Source organism: Silvanigrella aquatica (genome assembly GCF_001907975.1).
In the GTDB taxonomy this organism is placed as follows: domain Bacteria; phylum Bdellovibrionota_B; class Oligoflexia; order Silvanigrellales; family Silvanigrellaceae; genus Silvanigrella; species Silvanigrella aquatica.
In genome coordinates, this window is record NZ_CP017834.1 from 827,651 (window position 1) to 848,673 (window position 21,023).

The 21,023-nt window shown below is 29.4% G+C and carries 19 protein-coding genes; 13 read left to right on the top strand and 6 right to left on the bottom strand.

All coding sequences use genetic code 11. The features are described from left to right. The 5 genes from AXG55_RS03555 to AXG55_RS03575 form a co-directional block, all read left to right on the top strand. On the top strand, positions 1-1,692 hold a 1,692-nt coding region (locus tag AXG55_RS03555), incomplete at its 5' end, for a DUF6119 family protein (protein ID WP_233231350.1). A 536-nt stretch (positions 1,693-2,228) separates the two neighbouring features. Beyond that, positions 2,229-2,549: a hypothetical protein gene (locus tag AXG55_RS03560; protein WP_148696758.1), complete on the top strand. Its 321-nt coding sequence runs from the start codon at positions 2,229-2,231 to the stop codon at positions 2,547-2,549. A gap of 79 nt (positions 2,550-2,628) precedes the next feature. After that, on the top strand, positions 2,629-3,279 hold the full coding sequence (locus tag AXG55_RS03565) for an SOS response-associated peptidase family protein (protein WP_148696759.1): 651 nt from the start codon (positions 2,629-2,631) through the stop codon (positions 3,277-3,279). A gap of 57 nt (positions 3,280-3,336) precedes the next feature. Then, positions 3,337-3,750 carry a LexA family protein gene (locus tag AXG55_RS03570; protein ID WP_148696760.1) on the top strand — a complete coding sequence of 138 codons (414 nt, stop codon included), beginning with the start codon at positions 3,337-3,339 and terminating at the stop codon, positions 3,748-3,750. 7 nt (positions 3,751-3,757) lie between these two features. Next, positions 3,758-5,011, top strand: a complete 1,254-nt coding sequence (locus tag AXG55_RS03575) for a Y-family DNA polymerase (RefSeq protein ID WP_148696761.1) — start codon at positions 3,758-3,760, stop codon at positions 5,009-5,011. 36 nt (positions 5,012-5,047) lie between these two features. Here the strand turns inward: AXG55_RS03575 and AXG55_RS03580 are convergent, their stop codons facing one another. Together AXG55_RS03580 and AXG55_RS03585 are read right to left on the bottom strand one after the other, a co-directional pair. Beyond that, a complete protein-coding gene (locus tag AXG55_RS03580) occupies positions 5,048-5,896 on the bottom strand; it encodes a hypothetical protein (protein ID WP_148696762.1) in 849 nt (282 codons plus the stop codon). A gap of 315 nt (positions 5,897-6,211) precedes the next feature. After that, the gene (locus tag AXG55_RS03585; protein WP_148696763.1) at positions 6,212-6,943 is read right to left on the bottom strand and encodes a hypothetical protein; all 732 of its coding nucleotides are present in this window, start codon (positions 6,941-6,943) and stop codon (positions 6,212-6,214) included. Positions 6,944-7,347: 404 nt separating this feature from the next. On the opposite strand from AXG55_RS03585, the gene AXG55_RS03590 reads away from it, so the two are divergent. The 4 genes from AXG55_RS03590 (at position 7,348) to AXG55_RS03605 (ending at position 9,541) form a co-directional block, all read left to right on the top strand. Then, a complete protein-coding gene (locus tag AXG55_RS03590; protein WP_148696764.1) occupies positions 7,348-7,899 on the top strand; it encodes a PIN domain-containing protein in 552 nt (183 codons plus the stop codon). A gap of 57 nt (positions 7,900-7,956) precedes the next feature. Next, positions 7,957-8,244, top strand: a complete 288-nt coding sequence (locus AXG55_RS03595) for a transposase (protein ID WP_148696238.1) — start codon at positions 7,957-7,959, stop codon at positions 8,242-8,244. Between the two features lie 14 nt (positions 8,245-8,258). Further along, entirely contained in the window at positions 8,259-9,095 is an 837-nt protein-coding gene (locus tag AXG55_RS03600) for an IS3 family transposase (RefSeq protein WP_148696237.1), read from the top strand. Between the two features lie 161 nt (positions 9,096-9,256). Next, positions 9,257-9,541 (top strand): hypothetical protein, encoded by a 285-nt coding sequence (locus AXG55_RS03605; protein WP_148696765.1) that lies wholly within the window; start codon positions 9,257-9,259, stop codon positions 9,539-9,541. 335 nt (positions 9,542-9,876) lie between these two features. Here AXG55_RS03605 and AXG55_RS03610 read toward each other — a convergent pair whose 3' ends face one another. Continuing rightward, positions 9,877-10,134 carry an Rpn family recombination-promoting nuclease/putative transposase gene (locus AXG55_RS03610; RefSeq protein ID WP_233231351.1) on the bottom strand — a complete coding sequence of 86 codons (258 nt, stop codon included), beginning with the start codon at positions 10,132-10,134 and terminating at the stop codon, positions 9,877-9,879. A 916-nt stretch (positions 10,135-11,050) separates the two neighbouring features. On the opposite strand from AXG55_RS03610, the gene AXG55_RS03615 reads away from it, so the two are divergent. The 3 genes from AXG55_RS03615 to AXG55_RS03625 all read left to right on the top strand — a co-directional run bounded on the left by AXG55_RS03615 (position 11,051) and on the right by AXG55_RS03625 (position 14,601). Then, entirely contained in the window at positions 11,051-11,371 is a 321-nt protein-coding gene (locus AXG55_RS03615) for a helix-turn-helix domain-containing protein (RefSeq protein ID WP_148696767.1), read from the top strand. After that, a complete protein-coding gene (locus AXG55_RS03620) occupies positions 11,364-12,677 on the top strand; it encodes a type II toxin-antitoxin system HipA family toxin (protein ID WP_148696768.1) in 1,314 nt (437 codons plus the stop codon). Before AXG55_RS03615 ends, AXG55_RS03620 begins: the two co-directional genes overlap by 8 nt. A gap of 376 nt (positions 12,678-13,053) precedes the next feature. Continuing rightward, positions 13,054-14,601 (top strand): MFS transporter, encoded by a 1,548-nt coding sequence (locus tag AXG55_RS03625; RefSeq protein WP_148696769.1) that lies wholly within the window; start codon positions 13,054-13,056, stop codon positions 14,599-14,601. A 38-nt stretch (positions 14,602-14,639) separates the two neighbouring features. Here the strand turns inward: AXG55_RS03625 and AXG55_RS03630 are convergent, their stop codons facing one another. Together AXG55_RS03630 and AXG55_RS03635 are read right to left on the bottom strand one after the other, a co-directional pair. After that, positions 14,640-16,193 (bottom strand): hypothetical protein, encoded by a 1,554-nt coding sequence (locus AXG55_RS03630; RefSeq protein WP_148696770.1) that lies wholly within the window; start codon positions 16,191-16,193, stop codon positions 14,640-14,642. Between the two features lie 498 nt (positions 16,194-16,691). Beyond that, entirely contained in the window at positions 16,692-17,693 is a 1,002-nt protein-coding gene (locus AXG55_RS03635; RefSeq protein ID WP_148696771.1) for a hypothetical protein, read from the bottom strand. Between the two features lie 462 nt (positions 17,694-18,155). Here AXG55_RS03635 and AXG55_RS03640 point away from each other — a divergent pair, with 462 nt between their 5' ends. Beyond that, complete coding sequence (locus tag AXG55_RS03640) at positions 18,156-18,650, top strand: hypothetical protein (RefSeq protein WP_148696772.1); 495 nt, start codon at positions 18,156-18,158, stop codon at positions 18,648-18,650. Here AXG55_RS03640 and AXG55_RS03645 read toward each other — a convergent pair. After that, positions 18,639-21,002: an AsmA family protein gene (locus AXG55_RS03645; protein ID WP_148696773.1), complete on the bottom strand. Its 2,364-nt coding sequence runs from the start codon at positions 21,000-21,002 to the stop codon at positions 18,639-18,641. The genes AXG55_RS03640 and AXG55_RS03645 overlap by 12 nt on opposite strands. Positions 21,003-21,023 lie beyond the last annotated feature (21 nt).

Sequence of the window (21,023 nt, forward strand, 5' to 3'; positions counted from 1 at the left end):
ATATTTGAAAATGAGAAAGAAGAGTCAGAGGAATTTACAGAGTTTATAGATAAAATATCAAACAAAACAGAAGTCACTAAAATAAGATTAAATTCATATCCATTTAATGATGGGGATGGATATATTTGGAATAGTTCTAATAAATGTGAATGGCAAGAATTCATAGAAAGCATATCTCCTTCTTCTGATTTAAAGAGAGAACTGATAAACAAATCAAACTCAGCATTACTTATTTTTAAATTTAAAAATAAAGAAAATAATCCATATACATTTTTAATGTGTTTTGGCAAAGCCTCATTATATATACCTAAAGGGCTAATAAATACACAATTTGGATTAAAGGTAGTTTTAGCTTCCTCAAATGATAATCAGTTTTTTTCATTAGATACTATAAGTCTTTTTTACTCTAAATTAGTTTCAAAAAAACATTCCTTGACACCACAAAATATTAATAACTTATTTGATTTTTTTTCTGACGAATTTGTTAAGAAAATTGGAAGCAAGTGTAAACTGGATTCAATTCCAAAAGAAAGTATTCGATTAGAAGGAGCTTCAGGAATTTCATTACCCCTTCTAACAAATTTAAATGATATTCCGTCAATATTAAATGAAGTTCTAGAAAAATATAATACAAGAGATTTAGAAGATAAATTTCCGTTTTTTGGAAGATTTAAAAAAATTATTAATCAACTAGAAGAAAGGCGATTATTCTCAGAGTTAATTAAATTATATTTAGAAAATCCTGAATCAATTAAATTTGAAATATTACCGCATAATGTAGAAGAAGACAATGATATATGTATTCAATATAAAAAGAAATCAAAACAAGATATACCAGAAAATGAAAATACAAATTTAATGTATCCACTTCAACTCATTCAAAAGCTATATAAAGATAATATGGAAGCAAATAAATGCATAGAAAAATTAAATGAATTTGAAATTCAAATTAAGTTTGCTGAAGACGATAAAGAAAATACTAAAATAAGCTTTAAAGAATGCCTTATTGTTGATTGGAAGTTCGATAATGAGTATTATTTTTTATGCGAAAATAATATTTATAGTATTTCAGAAAAATTTCATGAACTGGTTGAAAATAAATATGCCAAGATATCTCAAAACAATAATTCGTCAAGTATAGATAATTCTATTAACAATATTAAATTTTATGAATGCGAATCAGAATACAATGCAGAACTTGCAATAAAATCAAAAGGCGCACTACTGGATCAACGTTTAATTTCAGGAATTGAAGTTTGTGATGTACTTACAGATAAGTATGAATTCATACATTGCAAAATTTTTAAATCATCGCAGTCATTAAGTCATTTATTTGCTCAATCCATTGTCAGTTGTACAAATTTAATGCTCGATAAAAAATTTATGCAAGAATTAAAATCTGAATTAACAAATCCTAGTAATTTCAGCCCATCAGAAAATTGCAAAAGTTATAGAAGACAATATCTCGATATAGGAAGGCATAATATAATTAATTTCCCTATTACAAATTTTAAGGTTATATTTTTAATAATCAAGGACGGAAATGGAGAAATAAATTCTCTGCCTTACTTTAGTAAACTTATGCTCATAACTACTGTTTCACAATTAGAAAGAATGGGAATAGAATCTAGTCTAATAATTAAAAAAATTCAGAAAATACTACCTAGTAAAGCTTTTCTTAAAACTTCATAAGTCAAAATAAAAACTGATTATATATAAAATATCTTATCAATCTAAATAAAACTAGGGCATGTGTCCTCAATCTGGGTTTTCAGCTTAATTCATTTTAAAATTCGTTACTTTATGTAATGGGAGTCTGGGCGCTTTGAGAGGTGATTTACAACAGAAAATGATTATCATAATAACAATCTTCTCAATAGTTAACTGGCATTATATATTAGTTTAGACGGTTAATAATTGGGTGAAAGGCTAGGAAGTTTTAACTGATGCTACGATCTTATAGAAATGACATGGGAACAGACATTCTCTTTCTAAAAAAGACTATTTATTGTTGCCAGAATAGGGCCAAATAATTCTGCCATTTACACTTTTCCTTTCCCCGTTCGTTTTCTCAATTCCCGTTTTCACCGGATAATCATAGTTATCCGGCTAATCGCTCCTATTTTATAATTTTTTCTTCAAAAGTGGGGAATCTTGAAATTCTTCTTTATAATCTGTTTTGGAAGACCAATGAACTAAGAACACGATAACTGTTAGGAGTAGACCCTATGGCTGATTACTACTTAATCATAGATAAAGAAGAATATTGGTTTGAAAGTAGAACGAAAGTAAATGATAATCCATATAAGATACCACAAATATATTCAGGAAGTTCAAAACTTCCTGACGATCATAATCAAGAGCACTCAATTAATGAAGATGATAAAAGAAAGGTAATTGAAAAGTTGAATGAATATATTAAATATCGAGCTCGGAAAAATGATGATTATAGAAACAAAGGAATAGAACTTACAGATCCTTATTTTGAACAAGGAGATTCCTTTTACTATAAAGGATATAATGAATCAGTGCCTATTTATACTATTTGATCGAGACTCATTTTGAAATTGACACTTTTCACCTAAGAAGAACGAAGATATGATAATTATTATTGCGGTTAATCAATAAATGTGTGCACAATTCCAGGTTGATAAAATTAAATTCCAAAAAGCTCTTGCAATCTTTGCATTAGATTTAAAGAAAATGTCTTGGAAGGGAAGAATTCTGCCGCACTCGAAGGCTCCAATTATTCTTTCTAGAGATGATAAATATATATTAGACTTATTCAATTTCTCGTTAATTCCTGTTTGGTCTAAAGAAAGAAAACCTAAGTTTGCCACTCATAATACTCGCATTGAAACCGTATTAGAAAAGCCTACATGGAAAAGACCCTTTTTAAAAAATCATTGCTTGGTTCCATTGACGACATTCATTGAGCCTATCTATGAAGGAAAATTTGCAGGCAATATGGTGAAATTTGAGCTTGAAGAATGCGCGTTTGTGCCAGCGATTCATGATCATTGGACGGATAGAGAAACGGGCGAGGTGATAAATTCTTTTTCTATTCTTACTTCCGAGCCTGGAAAATATGTTAAAAAAATAGGACATGAAAGATCTCCTATATTTATTAAACAAAATATAAGGACTTTTGAAAATTGGTTTGACTTAGAAAAAAATGATGGTGATTATTTTATTGAGTTACTTTCTAAGCAGCATGAACCTAAAATGAAAGCTATTATTGATAGACCTATGAAACCTGGCTGGGAAAAAAGGAAATAGCATTTGACATATGCCTAAAATATATCCATATCTTTGTATGGTGTTGTGAGGAGGTCTATGTTTTTTGTTCCATCTTTAAATTCTAAAACTTATATACCGTTTGTTTTTAGTCCTGTTTGTGCTGGTTTTCCTTCACCGGCAACGGATTATATCGATAAATCTCTTGATCTAAATGAACATATTGTTAAACATCCGGCTTCAACATTTTATGTAAGATCTTCCGGCGATTCCATGATCGGTGCTGGAATTCATAACGGGGATATTCTTGTTGTAGATAGATCGCTCAAGGCTGTGAGTGGAAATATTATTATTGCAGTTTTGGATGGTGAATTCACTGTAAAAAGGCTTTCTATTAAAAATGAAAAGGTATTATTAATTTCTGAAAATGATTTATACCAAAATATATCTATAAATGATGGAACAGACTTTGAGATTTGGGGCGTAGTTACAACAGTAATTCATTCAGTATGAATAGATTATGATAGCATTAATAGACGGTAACAATTTTTATGTTTCTTGCGAACGTGTATTTAATCCAAAGTTACGTAATAAACCTGTAGTGATTCTTTCCAATAATGATGGAGCTATTGTTAGTCGTAGTAATGAAGCAAAAGCTCTTGGCATCAAGATGGGGCAACCATTTTTTGAAATAAAAGAATTAATAAAAAAACATGACATCAAATATTTTTCATCTAATTATACTTTATACGGTGATATATCATCACGAATAATGAAAACTTTAAATCAATTTTCACCAGAAGTTGAAGTTTATTCAATCGATGAAGCTTTTATAGATTTATCACATGTGAATTGTGAAAAGTTAAATGAATTTGGTTGGAAGATGAAAAACACTATTTATCAAAATACAGGTATCCCTTGTGGAATAGGAATTTCATTCACAAAATCTCTTGCAAAAATTGCAAATAAGATTGCAAAAAAATCTATTAAGGCAAATGGTGTTTTAGTTTTACATGAACAAAGGCATATTGATCTTGCATTAAAAATGACTGAGGTAGGAGATATTTGGGGCATCGGTAGAAGATATGCAAAAAAATTAAAAGAAAATAATATCAACTTCGTAAATGAATTTATTGAACAAGATGAGTTTTGGATTAGAAAGCATTTTACAATTAATGGGCTGAATATTCTTAAGGAGCTTCGAGGAATCCCTTGCATTGAACTCGAACTTTTCCATGAGCCAAAGCAAAGTATTACTGTGTCTCGAAGTTTTGGAAAATCTTTAACCCAATTTGATGACATCTATGCAGCTCTAGCGCATCATGTTGGAATCGCATGTAGGAAATTAAGAAAAGAAAACCTTGAGGCACAATATTTTTGTACGTATTTATGTACAAGTTATCATAAGGAAGACTTCTATAGCGACTCTCTTAATGTTAGGATGCCATACTATTCTGCATATACCCCTGATTTTTTGAAGTACGCAAAAGCAGCATTAAAAAAGATATTTAAAGAAAATAAAGACTATAAAAAATGCGGCATATTACTTTTTGACTTAAGGGAAAAAAGCTTAATACCATCAAATTTATTTGATCAAAGAGATCTAAAAAAAGAGAATTCTATAGTTTCAGTTGTTGATAAGTTAAATAATTTAAAAGGAATGTCTACAATAAACTTTGGTGACCTATTCGAAAATAATGAGTGGAAGACTAAACGTTGTAATGTTTCAAATAGATATACTACGAATTGGAATGAGCTAGTTCATATTAAATAAAAAAATAATTTAAGATGCATTAAATGTTAAGAAGGTTTAAGAAAATAGGCTATATTTATTATTGTAATTACCAAGGTCATTATATAAATCACAACATATAATAGTTTTAAATTCTTCATCACTATAAGTCACAATATCAATGATATTTTTTGGTTCAATTTTTTCTCGTAAGCGAATTTCATATTTTTGAGAATATCCAGATAATGCTAGTTCTCTTTCTTTCTTAAATTTATAAAAAGTATTGCAAATTGTAAAAGCTATTTCTCTTTTATAAAAATCATCTAAAAAGTAACCAAGCTTAAATTTTAGTTTTATAATTGAACTTGTTCCTATTTTAGATAGTTCATTAATATTATAATTATTATTTTTAAAATAGAAAATATTTTCACCTCCCCAATATTTTAAAAATTTGTCGACTCCATAATTATTTTTAATAGAATTCTTATTTAAAACAAAGACTAATCCATCACGTCCTTTTGGATTATGACTATGATTATTAATTCTAAGAAAGTCGAGTACAAGTCCATCTATCAAAGACGACTCTTTAAGAAATTGAAGTTTTTTCTCAGATAAATCATAAGAAAAAGGGAAGAGTCCATGTGATTTAATGTATTCCATTTCATTTTCAAGCAGTTTTGTACAATGGTAATATGAGAATTCAAAATTATCAATTAAAATTAATAATTTATCTATTATATTAATTAAACTACTTTTATATTTATTATGATGATTTCTAAGTAAATCTCTTTCCTCAAAATTTGAGTTGTATAAATCTTCAAGTCTGTCATTTTCTGAGGTATATAAATGAAATATTTTGAAATTATTTGTTAAAAATTGAAGTAAATGATCAGGAAATGTTTCAATGTCATCAATATGAATTAACAATGTTAAGTTCTCCTTAATTAAAAAATCTATCAAATTGATATTTTATCTATAGGTACATGTGGCAACCCAAATTTGAAAAACTTCAAAATCATATTAAACAGACTTTGGACATGAGCAATCGATCCATCAATCTACCTCAGACTTAAAGGTGTGCAAGTACAGCGAAAATAAATACCTTTGGCATTCACTCTTGCTTCACAATGTACTTCGAGAGAGGAGGTAAAGTATTTAAAAGGGGTTCTAAGTGTAACGGCGCGCGCTCTTATAGGAATGCGCGCCGCAACAGTTGGTCTACTTACCCAATGGAAACCTCGCCTAACTGGCGCTATTATATTGAAAATAGTTCCGAAGGTCATTTAATATATCTTTATCCCATTTGTTTATCGTGTTCAATTTTATTTTAGAAATAGGCACATTAAGTTTTTCGATTCTTATCAAATTAGAATGACATACTTTTGTATTATTATCATCTAATATTTGTATACTATCATTTGGATTATAGCAATATTTAGTTATTAATTTATCTAAATTAATAATATTCAGTGAAATTGAAATATCATTATATTGCTCATAATTTTCAATCCCATCTTCATTTTTATTGTAAAATAATTCAATTAGTTCTTTAAATATATTTAATGTATTATTGATATTTTTTATATGTAGATTTTTTCCACTATTTTGTGTTGTATTTAAAATACGGAGTATTCCATATCTATAAGCTGTAATTTTAAATTTATTTGCAATTAGCTCAATTCCTGATTGATTAAATATTCTATTAGTTACTGATTCTTGAGTTCCAGCCATATTATTAAAGCACCCAAAACCATCAGTAGATTTTTTATTAACTAATGAATATAGCCAATGATTATTTGCTTGGTTTTTAAGGCAATTGTTTTGAAATGCGTATAAAATAATTGAGGGATTGGCCAGCGTTGCGGATTCAATGCTTTTTATGTCTCTATTAATAAAACGTTCTAATTTATCTAGATAATACTCATTTCTTATATCTTCTATCAAATTTAATAGCTTTTCATCGGATGCAGTCATTTTTGACCCCCTAAATTTATTTTGTGAAGTTCTCTTCTCATATCGGAAAACTAGCTATAAAGTTAGGCTGTCATTTCCCAAAGACGATGAGACTGGAGAGAACGTAATTTCAGTATGTTACCCAAAGAAAATGAGACTGATTTTTCCCAAAGACGATCACATCAAGTAGCAGATACCCCAAAGAGGATGAGACTAAGCTCCAATGATTGATATTATTAATTAATTTAGTTTCATCCTCTTTGGGATATTTAAAAAAAAATTCGAATATTATTTAAATATTTCAGAATGTTATTTATTCTAGTCTCATTCTCTTTGGGATTGATGTCATCCTCTTTGGGAAATGACACACTTATTTTGAAAAACGATAAAATTATCTGTAAAAATTTTTTTGGAGAAAAAGATAAATGAAATATCCCGAAAAAGAAAAAAGCAAACTACGTGAGTGGTTCTCTAAAGATGAGATAAACACGATCTATATGTTCATAGATACACAAACATTTACAAATGAAAAATTCGATTTTAATAATTCGAAATTCAATACAATAAAAAAAGCATCTGAAAATAAACATATTAAAATAATCACAACTATTGTTATCATTGAAGAAACAAAAAGAAGAGTTGTCGAATCAATGGAAGCAATAGATAAATTAAAATCAAAGATTCACTTAAAAAAAATAATAGAATTGATTGATAACATTATAAAAGACAATAAAGAAAGTGATTTATTTTCTAAATTTATGGAAGATTTCTGTGTTGAAAATATCTCAAAAATTACAGATATATCAATGATAGATGTGTTACAAGACTATTTTAAAAAAGAACCACCATTTAAAAATAAAAAAGATGAATTCCCTGATGCTTATAATATAAAATGCTTAAAGTCATATTTAAAAAACAATCATGCTATAGTTATATCTGGTGATACTGATTATGAGGATTGTTTTAAAGTAAAGTGATTCCTTTTAGTGGACAATATGCTATGAACTTAGGCGTTCATATAGAAGGGTTGTCCAATGGTAAAGAAGAAATCAGTTAAAAGTCAATATTCTCTTGAGTTTAAAAACCAAGTCCTTGAAGTCTTAGAAAATAGCCCTAAAAGCATGGCTCAGATAGCTAGGGAGTTTGAAGTTTCCTACCCCACTCTGAATAGCTGGAAGCGTTCTATTGGCGAAAAGGAAAATTCAAATATAAAGAAAAACTCTGACGAATTGAAAAAGCTAAAGCGAGAATACGAGCTTTTAAAAAAGGAAAATGAAATCCTAAAAAAGGCGGCAAGCTTCTTTGCAAAGCAACTCGATTAAAATACGAGTTTATATTGCTAGAGAAGCTTAATTATCCTATTCTTTTACTTTGCAAAGTAATGTGCGTTTCTAAAAGTGGATTTTATAAATGGCTTGAGTGTAAAGATAAAAATCATCAATTTGAGTTTAGCCTTGAAGAAGAAATAAAAAAAATACATACTTCTTCAAGGGGTACATATGGAAGACGGCGAATTTTATCAACACTTAAAAAGTCATTTATTAAAGTTGGAAAAAAACGAATATCCAAGATTATGAAGAAACTAAATCTGAATGGGGTCGGCAAACCTAAATTTAAAACAACAACAAAGGTTGATAGGCAAGCGATACATTTTCCGAATTTAATTTCAGGGGATTTTACTTCCTATAAGCCCAACGAACTTTGGACCAGCGATATTACTTATATTCCAACGAAAGAGGGCTGGGTTTATTTGTGCATAATATTGGATACTTTTTCAAGAGCAATAATTGGTTGGAGCATGCAAGATAATCTAAAAAGAGAAATTGTTTTGAATTCACTAAACATGGCATACAAAAAAAGATCTCATTTTCCAAATGGAATAATTTTTCATAGTGACAAAGGATCACAATATTCAAGTAAAGAAGTTAGAAAATATTTAAAATTAAATCATTTTCATCAAAGCATGAGCAATAGCTGCTATGAGAATTCTATTACAGAAACATTTTTTTCCACTCTAAAAAAAGAATTGGTACATCGATGCAATTTTCTTACTAGAAAAGAAGCAAAATCTTCGATTATAGAATATATTGAGGTGTTTTATAATCGAATTCGTGCGCACTCTGCCCTTGATTATCTTGCACCATTAGAGTATGAAAAAAATTATGAAATTTAACCGTCCACTTTTCGGGGATCACACCAAAATCAAAAAATTATATTTCAAGTAATCTTGATAATATAAAAATATCAATAAAAAATGATCATTTATATCTTGAACAATTTGAACCTAGTGATTACCACGAAGGAATAGATATTCATGATCTTGATATACAACAATTGGAATTAATTAACACTAAGGTTGAGGAAATAATAGATAAAGACAACGTCATTTTAAAGGCATATTTTCAAGGTATTGCAAAACTATCAATAGATTGTAAAGTTGAATACGATGATTGTCACATTGCAACAAATCATAAATTTCTATCCATACGATTTCGATTAACATGTGATATGACTATCAATCTCGATACAAATCAATTTGAAATAGACGATGTTAATTTACAACATGACGAATTTGAGCCAGATCCTGAATGGTTCAACTCTCTTTGTCATTTCCCTTAGACAATTGGACTATTCCCAGAGAGCTTAAGACTTGAATTGATATTACAGAAGATTTTAATTTTACTGGTTATACAGTCTCAAGATCTTCTGGGATATTGATGCTCAGTCCGCAAAACTATGGGTCAAATTCAGTCCAATCGTCTTTGGGCAAGGTATTAATATTATTAAGGTGTCAGTCCGAATGTCTAAGGGAAATGACAATACATTTTTAGAAGATTTTAAGGATTTGATGAGGGGTTTATAAATTCAATTATTGTGCGCCCGATTTCAAATAGCTTGCACCGAGATTCCCTCGTTTTCATTTAATGTGCGCCGAGACAAAAAGATAAGTTCAATTAATTTGCGCCCAAATTTTCGGATAAGCGTGCGCCCATGCTCCTAGGAATGCGCGCCGTTACATCTAGGCGTGATTCTTTATCATATTGACTATCCTTAGTAATTTCATTATTTAAAAACGTAACCGATTTTATTTTTTTGTCATCCCTCTGATTTAAAATACTATTTACAAAATCTATAAATATATTTTCGTTTTCCCCAAATATTCTTTTAAAAATATAATCATTCTTGACATCTAAAATTTCTATATTTTCCAAAACAAATTCCTTTATAAATAAACAAACCTCATGTTTGTTTATTTAAATTCCATAGCAAATTTATTTTTTTAAATAAGGGGGGTGATCAGAAACTGGACAGGTTTATATAAAGTATAATTTAATTCGAGTTTTATATTGTTAATTTTAAAAATTTACCTTTAACTAAAAATAAAAAAATATTTAAGTTACTAAAAATAATATAAAAAAATTTATTTCGAAATATTAAGATTCGATGAATTTAAAATTAAAAATATTTGCTTCAAAAATAATCATTTAAAAATTAATAAAAATCATATCCTTGGTGCTTATAAAAATATTGCCGAATTTAATTACAAATGACATATTATATTACCTTGTCATTTGCATCAAAAATGTTTTAAATATGTTTTTGAAACTCCATAATGGCTTTAACAATTATGGAGAGATTATTTCATTTAATCCTTTAAATCCCCTGTAGATAAACCTAGTATAAAAACAAAACCTTTGCTAATATATTTTCGTATTAGTCCAAAAGGTTTTGAGTATAATCGAGATGAAAAATGTTTTCTTGCCCTGTTATTATTTATCCTAGTTTGTTTTTTCGGACAAATTTAGCTTCTGGGGTTGCTTGGTAGCAATACCAACCTTTCCTTTTCATTTTTAAATGAATTCATATGCTTTAAAAAAACTTAATAAAAATAATTTTCTAAAAGAGTGGTAAGTTCACAAGTTTTTAATTAGATGTCACTAAAGAGCTTTAATACAGCTTTTAACACTATTTACTGCCATAAAAGACCTAATAAGAGCTTTTGTACCATTCAATTTTAAGCTTCATGTGCAAATTTGCCGATTGCCATAAGTTAAAATTAATTTATAATAGTCCTATAAAGGGCTTTTGTTTAATATTTTAACTGTAAAAGTCCTTAGGGAGACTGTTATGACAATGATTCATACCCCCCAAGAGCTTGAAATTATGTTGGGAGAAAATATTAAAGCCTTAAGATTACAAAGAAATTTAGATCGGCAAAGCCTTTGCCAGCAAGCAGGGGTGAGTTTAAATGCTCTAAAAAACCTAGAAAATGCAAAAGGTTCAGCCCTCATGACGCTCATACGCGTATTAAAAGCTTTGGGTAATGAGGATTGGGTGCAAAACTTTTCACCTAAAGTAACTGTGAATCCCTTGCACATGGTGCGGAACAAACCTGTAAGGCAAAGAGCGAGCCGGCGTGTTGCTAGAGGAAATATAAAAAATGACTAAAAGTAACATTACAAAATATAAAAAAACCGAAGTGATTAAAGTTTATATTTGGGATAAATTTGTTGGCGCTGTTACTTTAGATCCTTCGTTAAATTATTATGTATTTGCCTATGACAAAAACTTTGGGAAAAGTAAAATTGAATTATCACCCATACATATGCCTTTAAACCAAACAGAACAAGTCTATGTTTTTCCAAATTTACCTAACGAAACATATAAAAGATTGCCTGCGTTATTATCCGATTCTCTGCCCGATGATTTTGGAAATGCCCTTATCGATCGCTATATGGCAGAAAAAGGGATACCCAAATCACAAATTACAGCATTAGACAGACTTGCTTATATGGGCAAAAGATCTATGGGAGCATTAGAGTTTAAACCTTCTTTTATGTCAAATCAGCAAAAACCAACAGCACTGGAATTAGACAAATTAGTTGTTGAAGCGCGCAAGGCGGTGCGCGGTACCATTGATAGTGAAGGAGAAACACAAGCGGCCTTGCGCAGTATTTTAGATGTGGGCACTTCTGCAGGAGGAGCGCGGGCGAAAGCGGTCATTGCGTGGAATGCTCAAACTCAGGAAATACGCTCAGGACAAACACAAGTGCCAGAGGGTTTTGAGCATTGGTTATTAAAGTTTGATGGTATGGGTGAAGATAAAGAATTAGGTTCTTCTCAAGAATATGGGCGTATAGAGTATGCTTATTATTTAATGGCATTAAAGGCAGGAATTAAAATGTCGCAATGTCGTTTGTTGGAGGAGAACAATCGTTCTCACTTTATGACAAAACGATTTGACCGCGAAAATGGGAACATAAAACATCATATGCAAACTTTGTGCGCTATGGATCATCTCGATTACAAAAAAAAATCGACAAATAGTTATGAACAATTATTTATGGTGATACGCCAATTATCTCTTGGACATAAAGCAGAAGTAGAAGCATTTCGTCGCATGATTTTTAATATTATAGGTAAAAACTGTGATGATCATACCAAAAACTTTTCTTTTTTATTGAAAGAAAATAGCTCTTGGGAACTGGCACCTGCTTATGATGTTACTTTTGCACATAATCCAAAAGGGGAATGGACAAATCAGCATTTAATGTCCGTAAATGGAAAATATAAAGATTTTTCATTAAAAGATATTTTAACTTTAGCAGATAGGTTCGGTATAGGAGAAGCAAAAAATATTATTGATGAAGTTCAGTTTGCAATTGTGCAATGGCCAGAAATTGCGAAGAAAATTCAAATAAAAATGTCGATAATAAAGCATATTCAAAAATTACATATTCAATTAAAATCATAATTTAATTAAATAATGATTTTAAATATCAATGTTAATGACGAATTTTTTTTTCAATATGATTTTATAATTGTATAAAAAAATAATGAGAAATTAAATAAAATCGAAAATGATCTTGAGTTAAAGAAATCGAAATATCATATTTTTGTGAAGTTAAGAACAATGAATGATTTTGTGTCTCGCTTAATAAATGGTGATCTTATTCAATTATTTAATGCCTTTCTAAAGAATTGGAAAACTAATGGAAAATATGATGAATCTATTTCTAAATATTTTAAGTAGTAAGTAATATAATGTAACAGAATTCTGGCGGTAGCAAATTTTGACATTTTTTTATGCCATGTAAAATTAAAAATGAAACCATAAATTGGGAGTTATTATGGCAATCAAAAAGGCAGAAAAAAATATTATTGTTGCTTCTTCATTGGGTACCGTCTTTGAATGGTATGATTTTTATCTCTATGGTACTTTAGCGGTTTTTTTTGGTACTTTATTTTTTCCCAAAGGAAATGATACCGCAGCTTTTTTAGCGAGTCTTGCTACATTTGGTGCTGGTTTTGCTGTCCGCCCCTTTGGAGCCTTATTATTTGGTCGCATTGGCGATATTGTTGGCCGCAAGTACACTTTTTTAATAACTATTATTGTTATGGGTTCTTCCACTGCTTTAGTTGGTTTTTTGCCTACCTACGAGCAAATTGGAATTTTTGCCCCTATTTTATTAACTCTTTTACGTCTTACACAAGGACTTGCTTTAGGTGGTGAATACGGTGGTGCTGCCACTTATGTGGCAGAGCATGCCCCCCATGAAAAAAGAGGTTTGCACACCAGTTGGATTCAAACCACAGCCACATTAGGTTTTTTTCTTTCGCTGCTTGTCATTTTAGCCTGCCGCTTGAGTCTAAGTGAAGCCGATTTTAAAAGCTGGGGCTGGCGCATTCCTTTTTTAGTTTCAATTGTTCTTTTAATTGTATCCGTTTACATAAGACTTAAATTAAATGAATCGCCTATCTTTTTAAAAATGAAACAGATGGGTAAAACATCAAAATCTCCTTTAAGAGACAGCTTTTTGAAAAAGAACAATTTAAAATTAGTTCTTTTGGCATTGTTTGGTGCCACTGCGGGGCAAGGAGTTGTCTGGTATACAGGACAATTTTATGCTCTTTATTTCTTACAAAATACCTTGAAAATAGATTTTCAAAATTCCTATATTATGATTGCAATTTCACTTATTATTGCGACTCCTTTTTTTGTGTTTTTTGGAAAAATTTCAGACAAAATTGGTCGTAAAAAAGTTATTTTAGCGGGATGTTTAATTGCGGCCATTGCTTATATTCCCATTTTCAAAGGATTGACTTATTTTGGCAATCCCGCATTAAGTCACGCAATGGAAATTGCTCCTATTTCTATTGAAACCAATAAATGCAATTCGGATTGTGCGCAATTAAAAGAAGCTTTATCTAAAAAAGGCTATCACTTTAAATTTAATGTCGTGGAAAGCGCCACCGATTCTCTTGTCGTCAAAATTGGTTCCGAAGAATTAAAAACCACAGATATTGCTGCTTTGGATGATGCTCTTAAAAAAGTAGGCTATCCTGCTTCTGCAAATCCTGCGGAAATTAATTATGTCGGTGTTGTTATTTTACTCATAATTTTAGTAATATTTGTCACCATGGTTTATGGGCCTATTGCCGCATTTTTAGTAGAACTTTTTCCTACGCGCATTCGCTACACTTCCATGTCGTTTCCTTATCATATTGGTAACGGATGGTTTGGTGGATTTTTACCCTTAATTGCCGCTTCTGTTGTGATTTATACAGGAAATATATATGCTGGATTATTTTATCCTATTGGAGTCGCTCTTATGACCTTCATAATTGGCGGCTTATTTATTAAAGAAACAAAGGATAATCGATTAGATAATGATTGAGAATTTGAATATTAGGATTATTTATCTTCATTTATTCTTTAATCTATCGCCTCGATATTTGCAGACCAAACTTGCTGAAGTTCAAGAGCGTTTATTTCCCCATTGATTTTTTCATTCCAATTAACTATTTCATTTCTATTTAATTTTTCTAATCCAGATTTAGTATAGTCAAGGCACTTAGGGTCTTTAAAATAATTTTTTTCAATTTTTGAATCTATATCAAATTGCATAAGATAATGGCACTTTAATCGATTGATTTCAGTGCCATTATATTTTCCACCAATATAAATTGTCTTTCCGTCGGGTGTGATTGCTATGGCGTTGGTTTTAGAGCCACTGTTGAATTTAATATCAGGTGTTATACTTTTACTATTTAAACCTTTGAATTTAGCCAGAATAAAATTCTTTTCTCCTCCTATAAAAATATCGTTACTTTCTAATGGGGATCGCTTAAAAGTATTTATCATTGAAGTAACAGATTCACTTGTGAAATTTTTATTTAATATGTTAAAATCCTGAATAAAATTTGAATCTGAAGGTATTGGTAGATTGCTTGAAATTAAAATATTATTAGAAAAAGGTACAAAGCATTTAGTGGAAGGAATTTCAATTGAGTTAGAAATGGATGTCCATTTTGGTATCGGTAAAGTAGAAAAAGATATAAAGTCTTTTACGTTGTTTAAATATCCAATTGAGGATTGAATTGGCATAAGGTTGACATTTTCATAATTTTCGATTTGGTTAAATATTCCTCCAATAAATAATTTTGAATTATCTTCGGACAAGAATATTTGATTTACTCTATCTCGTTCATGATGAATAGCTGGATCTATTTTATTACTTTTTGTCATAGGTGAACCAATGAATTTCCATTCCCATGAATTATTCTTATAGATAGCTAAAGATAAATTATATGAATTTTTATTAGTTAAATTATTAAGAAGGTTAAAAGAACCAGCTGCAAAAACCAGAGGTGATTGACCTTCAGGTTCTATAACTGCTAGGGAGGAAACTTTATCTCCACTAAAAGATTGATATTCATTTTTTAATTCAATCCATTCATTACCATTATACAGAGAAACTATTGATTTTCTTGTATCATCATTTTCATTTGTACCAAATGCTCTTCCAATATATAAATTACTATTTAAAGTTTGAAAAATGGCATGAACTGGAGAACTATTCTCTTTTTTTGGTCGCAAACAAGATAAATTTGCACCATCCCATTTAGCAATATGCATACATGGTTGTGTAAAATTTCCGCCAATATACATAAATATTTCATTTTTAATATTAATATTGTATTTGGTATTATCAATTTCTATAACGAAATTATGAGCATCTGAGCCGTAACTATTCCTCGTTGTTTTGAATTTATAGCAAGCATAATTTTCAGAGTTTTCAATTATACAATTATCTGAATTACTTTCGCTTTTAATTATCTCTATGTTTGAGGGAATACTAGTTACATTTATTGATGAGTTCGAAAAAATCTCAATTTTTGCCTCTTTACCATTCAAGGGTTTAAATTTAATGTCAATATTTTCATGAATCGGCTGTAAATCATTGGATTCAACAAAATTTAAAATCATTTGATTATTTTTATTAATATCTATTAAAATATTTATTTTCTTTTTATTATGCAGGTACGTTTTTGATATATATTTTTTTTCATTAGAAAAAATATAAGGATCTTCGCTGTTATCAGGATGGTAAATATCGTTATCTAATGTAAAATTATCTATAGAAAATGAACAATTATTAGATTTCTTCGGGTATATAAATGTTTTATTTTTTTTGTAGTCTAATTTAACGCTATATTTAAAATCATTTTTGTTACTAAAAAAATCTTTACAAAATACCTTCCCAGAAATTTCCCAACTTATATTATTTGCAAATGAACTTCTCTGGGAAATAGAAATGTTAGAATATAATTCATAATTATCATGATTTTGAAAGATAGAATCATTATTGCCGCACCCAGAAATTATAATTGCGGAAAATATGGGAAAAAATATATTTAAAACTATTTTTTTTTATCATTAATTTTCATAATAAATTCCGATATCAATAGGATTTAATATTTATTTTTATTTCTTAGGCAATGTCATGACTGAATAGGAACTAACACCGCCTTCAGTATTTGCTAAAATAATATATTGACTGCGGTGAGATATTTCCCAATTATCTCTTTGTGATAAGTTGATTGTTGAACAAGGAACACTTAGTTGAGTAGAATCATTATATAACTCATTTGTACTTATCCAATCTTTCGGGGATTTTGTAATTTCTTTACCAGCAGTATTTGTAAAAAGTTTACAGCTTTCAGGCCAGTTTTTATTTTCAGGAGTTTCAGCTGATTTTATAGTATAGGCTGTTTTTGCTTGAGTATTTGAACCTATTTTATAATTTGTTTGAATTATTTTTAAAGGGAATTTAGCGGGTGCAGATACTTTTTTGAAGGTAGAATTAATTTCATTCGTTTCTATATTAATAGTTTCCTTATTTGCATCTAGTATTTCTATAGGATCTGTATCGGGATTTTTTGTATAATACAAATTTAAAGTATTATTTGTTGATGATCCATTAACATATCTATTTTCATATTCAGGTGGAGTCCCTTCTAGAAGTGTCTTAGGATGGACATAATGACCAATTTTATCACTCTTTTGAATTTTTGTTCCATCCCATGTTAGAGTTAATGAAGTGCCTACCATTGAAGGTTTATATTGGGCTTCTGAGTTTGAATCATGTAATCCCTTGAAAGATAAAAAAGTGATGAAGCATGTTTTATCTTTAACAAGGATAATACGATTGTTTTCATTATCGGACTTGTAATCAAAGATCTGTGTATAGTTCTTTTCGTTACCAAAGACATTCACGCATTCTATTTTTGCATTAAATTGATAAATTTTGGTATTCTTGGAAGCTGTAGAAATCACTTTGTCAGTTCCACTCAAACTCACTTTTAAATAAGTCATTGGTAGATTTTCATTTGCATTCTTTTTACCACCATTTTCATCTCCTTTACAGCTATAAAGTGAGACGGCGGTGAGTGTGAGGCATGCTGCTAGAATTCTATTATTGAGCATTGTATTACCTTTATTTATAAAATATTTAATATATTTAAGACTGCAATATAAACTAAATTATAAAATTTGCAGACCGTTGGTTATTTTAAAAATAATTTATTGTCAATTCTTAATTTTAAAAAAAATAAAAAATCTATTATAAAATATAACGCTAAGTAATTACTAAAAAAATTATTCATTCAAATATTGAATTTTTAAAATAAATATTCAATATCTTATTTCAGCTCTAATATTAGATGATTATAAAACAATTAAGAATGATTTCTATTAGACAACCATTTTTGTAAAAAAATAAAATGTTCTCGTATAGTTGAGATCTCTCATCTAAAAAATGTTAAATAATTAAAATATTTATCAAAAAATGATCACACTGTTTTAATTGAATTTTTATATTATTTATAATAACTTAAAAATATTTTAGAATTTGCCAATTATCTAAGATTTTTGCTTTGGAGGAACTCTATGTATTTGTGGAAAGTAAATGATTTAAAAAAAGAACTCATTGAAAATAAAATGACGGAATTAGATAAATTTAAATATTTATTTTTCACGGCCATGATGTATTCACTTGTTTATATGCTAAATTGTTTTTATCCAGTAGAAGTGACAACAACATTCAGTAAAGTAACTGGAGTTATTGACTTTATTATAGATTTTATAGCCATCATTGTTATTTTTAAAATAAATGGGGGTCGCAATGGAAAGGAATTTTTAGCGCGTTATACAAGTCTTCATTGTGTTTTTGGAATACGATTATTGGTTTGGTTTATATTTTATTTTTTATTTGTAATTATTGCCTCTATTTTTATAAGCAGCACAATGAATTTAAATAATACAGATCAGATTCAAGATAATTTATTTTACGCAGGATTAAATGTCATCTCAATCATATACTACTGGAAAATCGCAAACTGCATTAAATACATTCGAAAAGAAGAGTTAAAGTCAGAAGCCTAGTTGCTTTATATCGAAGCCATTTTTTTCTAAGAGCTTTTTGGCATCATCTTGCAGTTTTTGCATTTCGGGGTTCTTTTTAATTTCTTCTTTTACTTTATTAGTTAATTCTTTTGTGGCGTTTTTTACAAGTCGGGCTTGCAGTACTGCGGTATTAATTGTGACTTCGGGGTTATTTACATTTCCCGCAATTGTCAATTCCAATTCGAATTCCCCTTTTTGATTGAGTAAATATTTAGCATATTTACTTTGTGATAAAAGGTGATTTTTTATATTATTACTTGCAATGTAAATTGCGTTTCCTTTTAGGCTTTCATCCAGTCCCACATCGGCATGAAGTTTTAAGGTACCATCGTCGGTGGTAATAGAATTGCGCAAAAGTAATTTGCCATCTTTAATTTCAAAATCCCCTTTTTGATTATTGAGGCTGCGGCGTGTGCTGTCGTTTTCGGATAAGCTCATTTGCTTTAAGGAGTTCCCGTCTAATTTTAAGGCACCTAAGGATGTGTTGTTCACAAATTGATTAAATTGTTGCCCTGTTAAAGAAATTAAACTTTTTGTATTGAGCATACCGTCGGTAAAATAAAAGGAGCCTTTGGCATTAAGGAAACGAGAGATAGAAGGGCGAGTGATGCCTTTTGCATTGAAGTTCATTTTTATTTCTGCGTTTCCATCGATAGGACTTTTGGTAGCGTCGGGTTTTATGAATTTAAAAACTTCTTGAACTTTAGCTTTATTTAAAGTAACTGAACCACTATAGACAATAGGGTAGGGACTTAAATCGATAGAGGCACTGGAACTTAAATTTCCAGAAAAAATAGACATATTGAATTTATTTAAGGTGGCATAATAATTTCTTAATTTAGTATTGAGCGCAATATTTTGTAAGCTTAAATCATCATATACTAATTTGCCAATATTAATATCCATGCTGAAATTTGCACCATTAAGCATTTTCCTTTGATCGTCAGATAGAACAAATTCATCTTTGCTGGGAGGCAATTCTTGTCCAGGAGCTGTATTTTTAGGCTCTTTTTTTACTATTTCTTTATTTTCTTTAGAGTCCTTTTTTGTCTTTTTATCTTCTTCTTTATCCATAAAAGGTTTTAAAATTTTTGATAAATAAAGATTTTGACTTTGAATACTTAATGCTCCTACTAAAGGTTTTAGGGAGTTTGCGGTAAAGCCTAAATTAATATCGGAATGAGATAGTTTTGATTTCAAGTCCAAATTAACAAGCAAATTTTCGGGTTGAATTAAACTGCCAATTACTTTTGCTTTAAAATCTAAATTGCCATTTAGCAACATTTGTTTGTGTTGGGGAAAAATTTCGCCCATATCGGAAAGATTATTTGAATTGAGAGATAGAAAAATATCGGAGTCTAATTTTTCAAAATTTGTTACAGATATTTTTGCGTTGCTATTCATAGATTTCAAAACCATTTTGAGATCTTCAATTTTGATTCCACCGGGAGAAGCGTGTCCTCCAAAAGTGAGGCGAAAAGGAATATTTTTCTTTTTAACAAGGGCATCTTTGTAGTTAAAATCAAGATTATTAAAATTCATGTCTGCGGTAAATAATGAATTTTTCCAAATTTTACCTTCAATTTCTGTATTTAAAATAATATTTAAAGCAACATTTCCTTTGGTCATAATATCATCATTTTTAAAGTCGAGATCGGTATTCATATCAATTTTAGTATCTTTACCAACGCCAATATTGCTAATTAAAATATTTAAATTTTTAATTTTTGCTACTTCGCGATCGGAAACTCCTGAGATATTAGAAATTCGAAACGTGGCATCTTTAATTTCAAATGATTTGACAAGAACTTTATCGGCAAAAGGGTAGGGCTCATTTTTAGATTTTTTAGTTGAATTTTCTCCAACAACCTCTGTACTATTTCCCTCATTTTTATTATTCCCCTGCTTTTTAATCAAACTTGTGATATTATTATAACCTGTATAGCGCATAAAATTAACTTCGGGATTATTAATAAATACACTGCCTACAAAATGTCCTTTTAGCAAGGGGAATAAATCGGTTTTAAATTTAATGCTTTTAACTTTAAAAAGTTCTGTTCCTAAAAATAACTCATCGGAATTTTCAACTTTTACATTTTCTAATTCAATGCCAAGGCCTGTAAAAATTGTTAATCTTGCTGAAGAAAAATCAATTTTAGCATTGAGTTTTTGACTGACTATATTTTGAATTTGAGGTTTAAATTTGTTAAAATTAATGAGAAAAGGGAGAATGAATAAAATTAAAATTATAAAGCTAAAAACTCCAAAGGATCCTAATATCCATTTGTTTTGAGTTGTCATTGTTTTTTTTACAACAGTCTTATTTACCACGAATACCACCTACTGAAATGT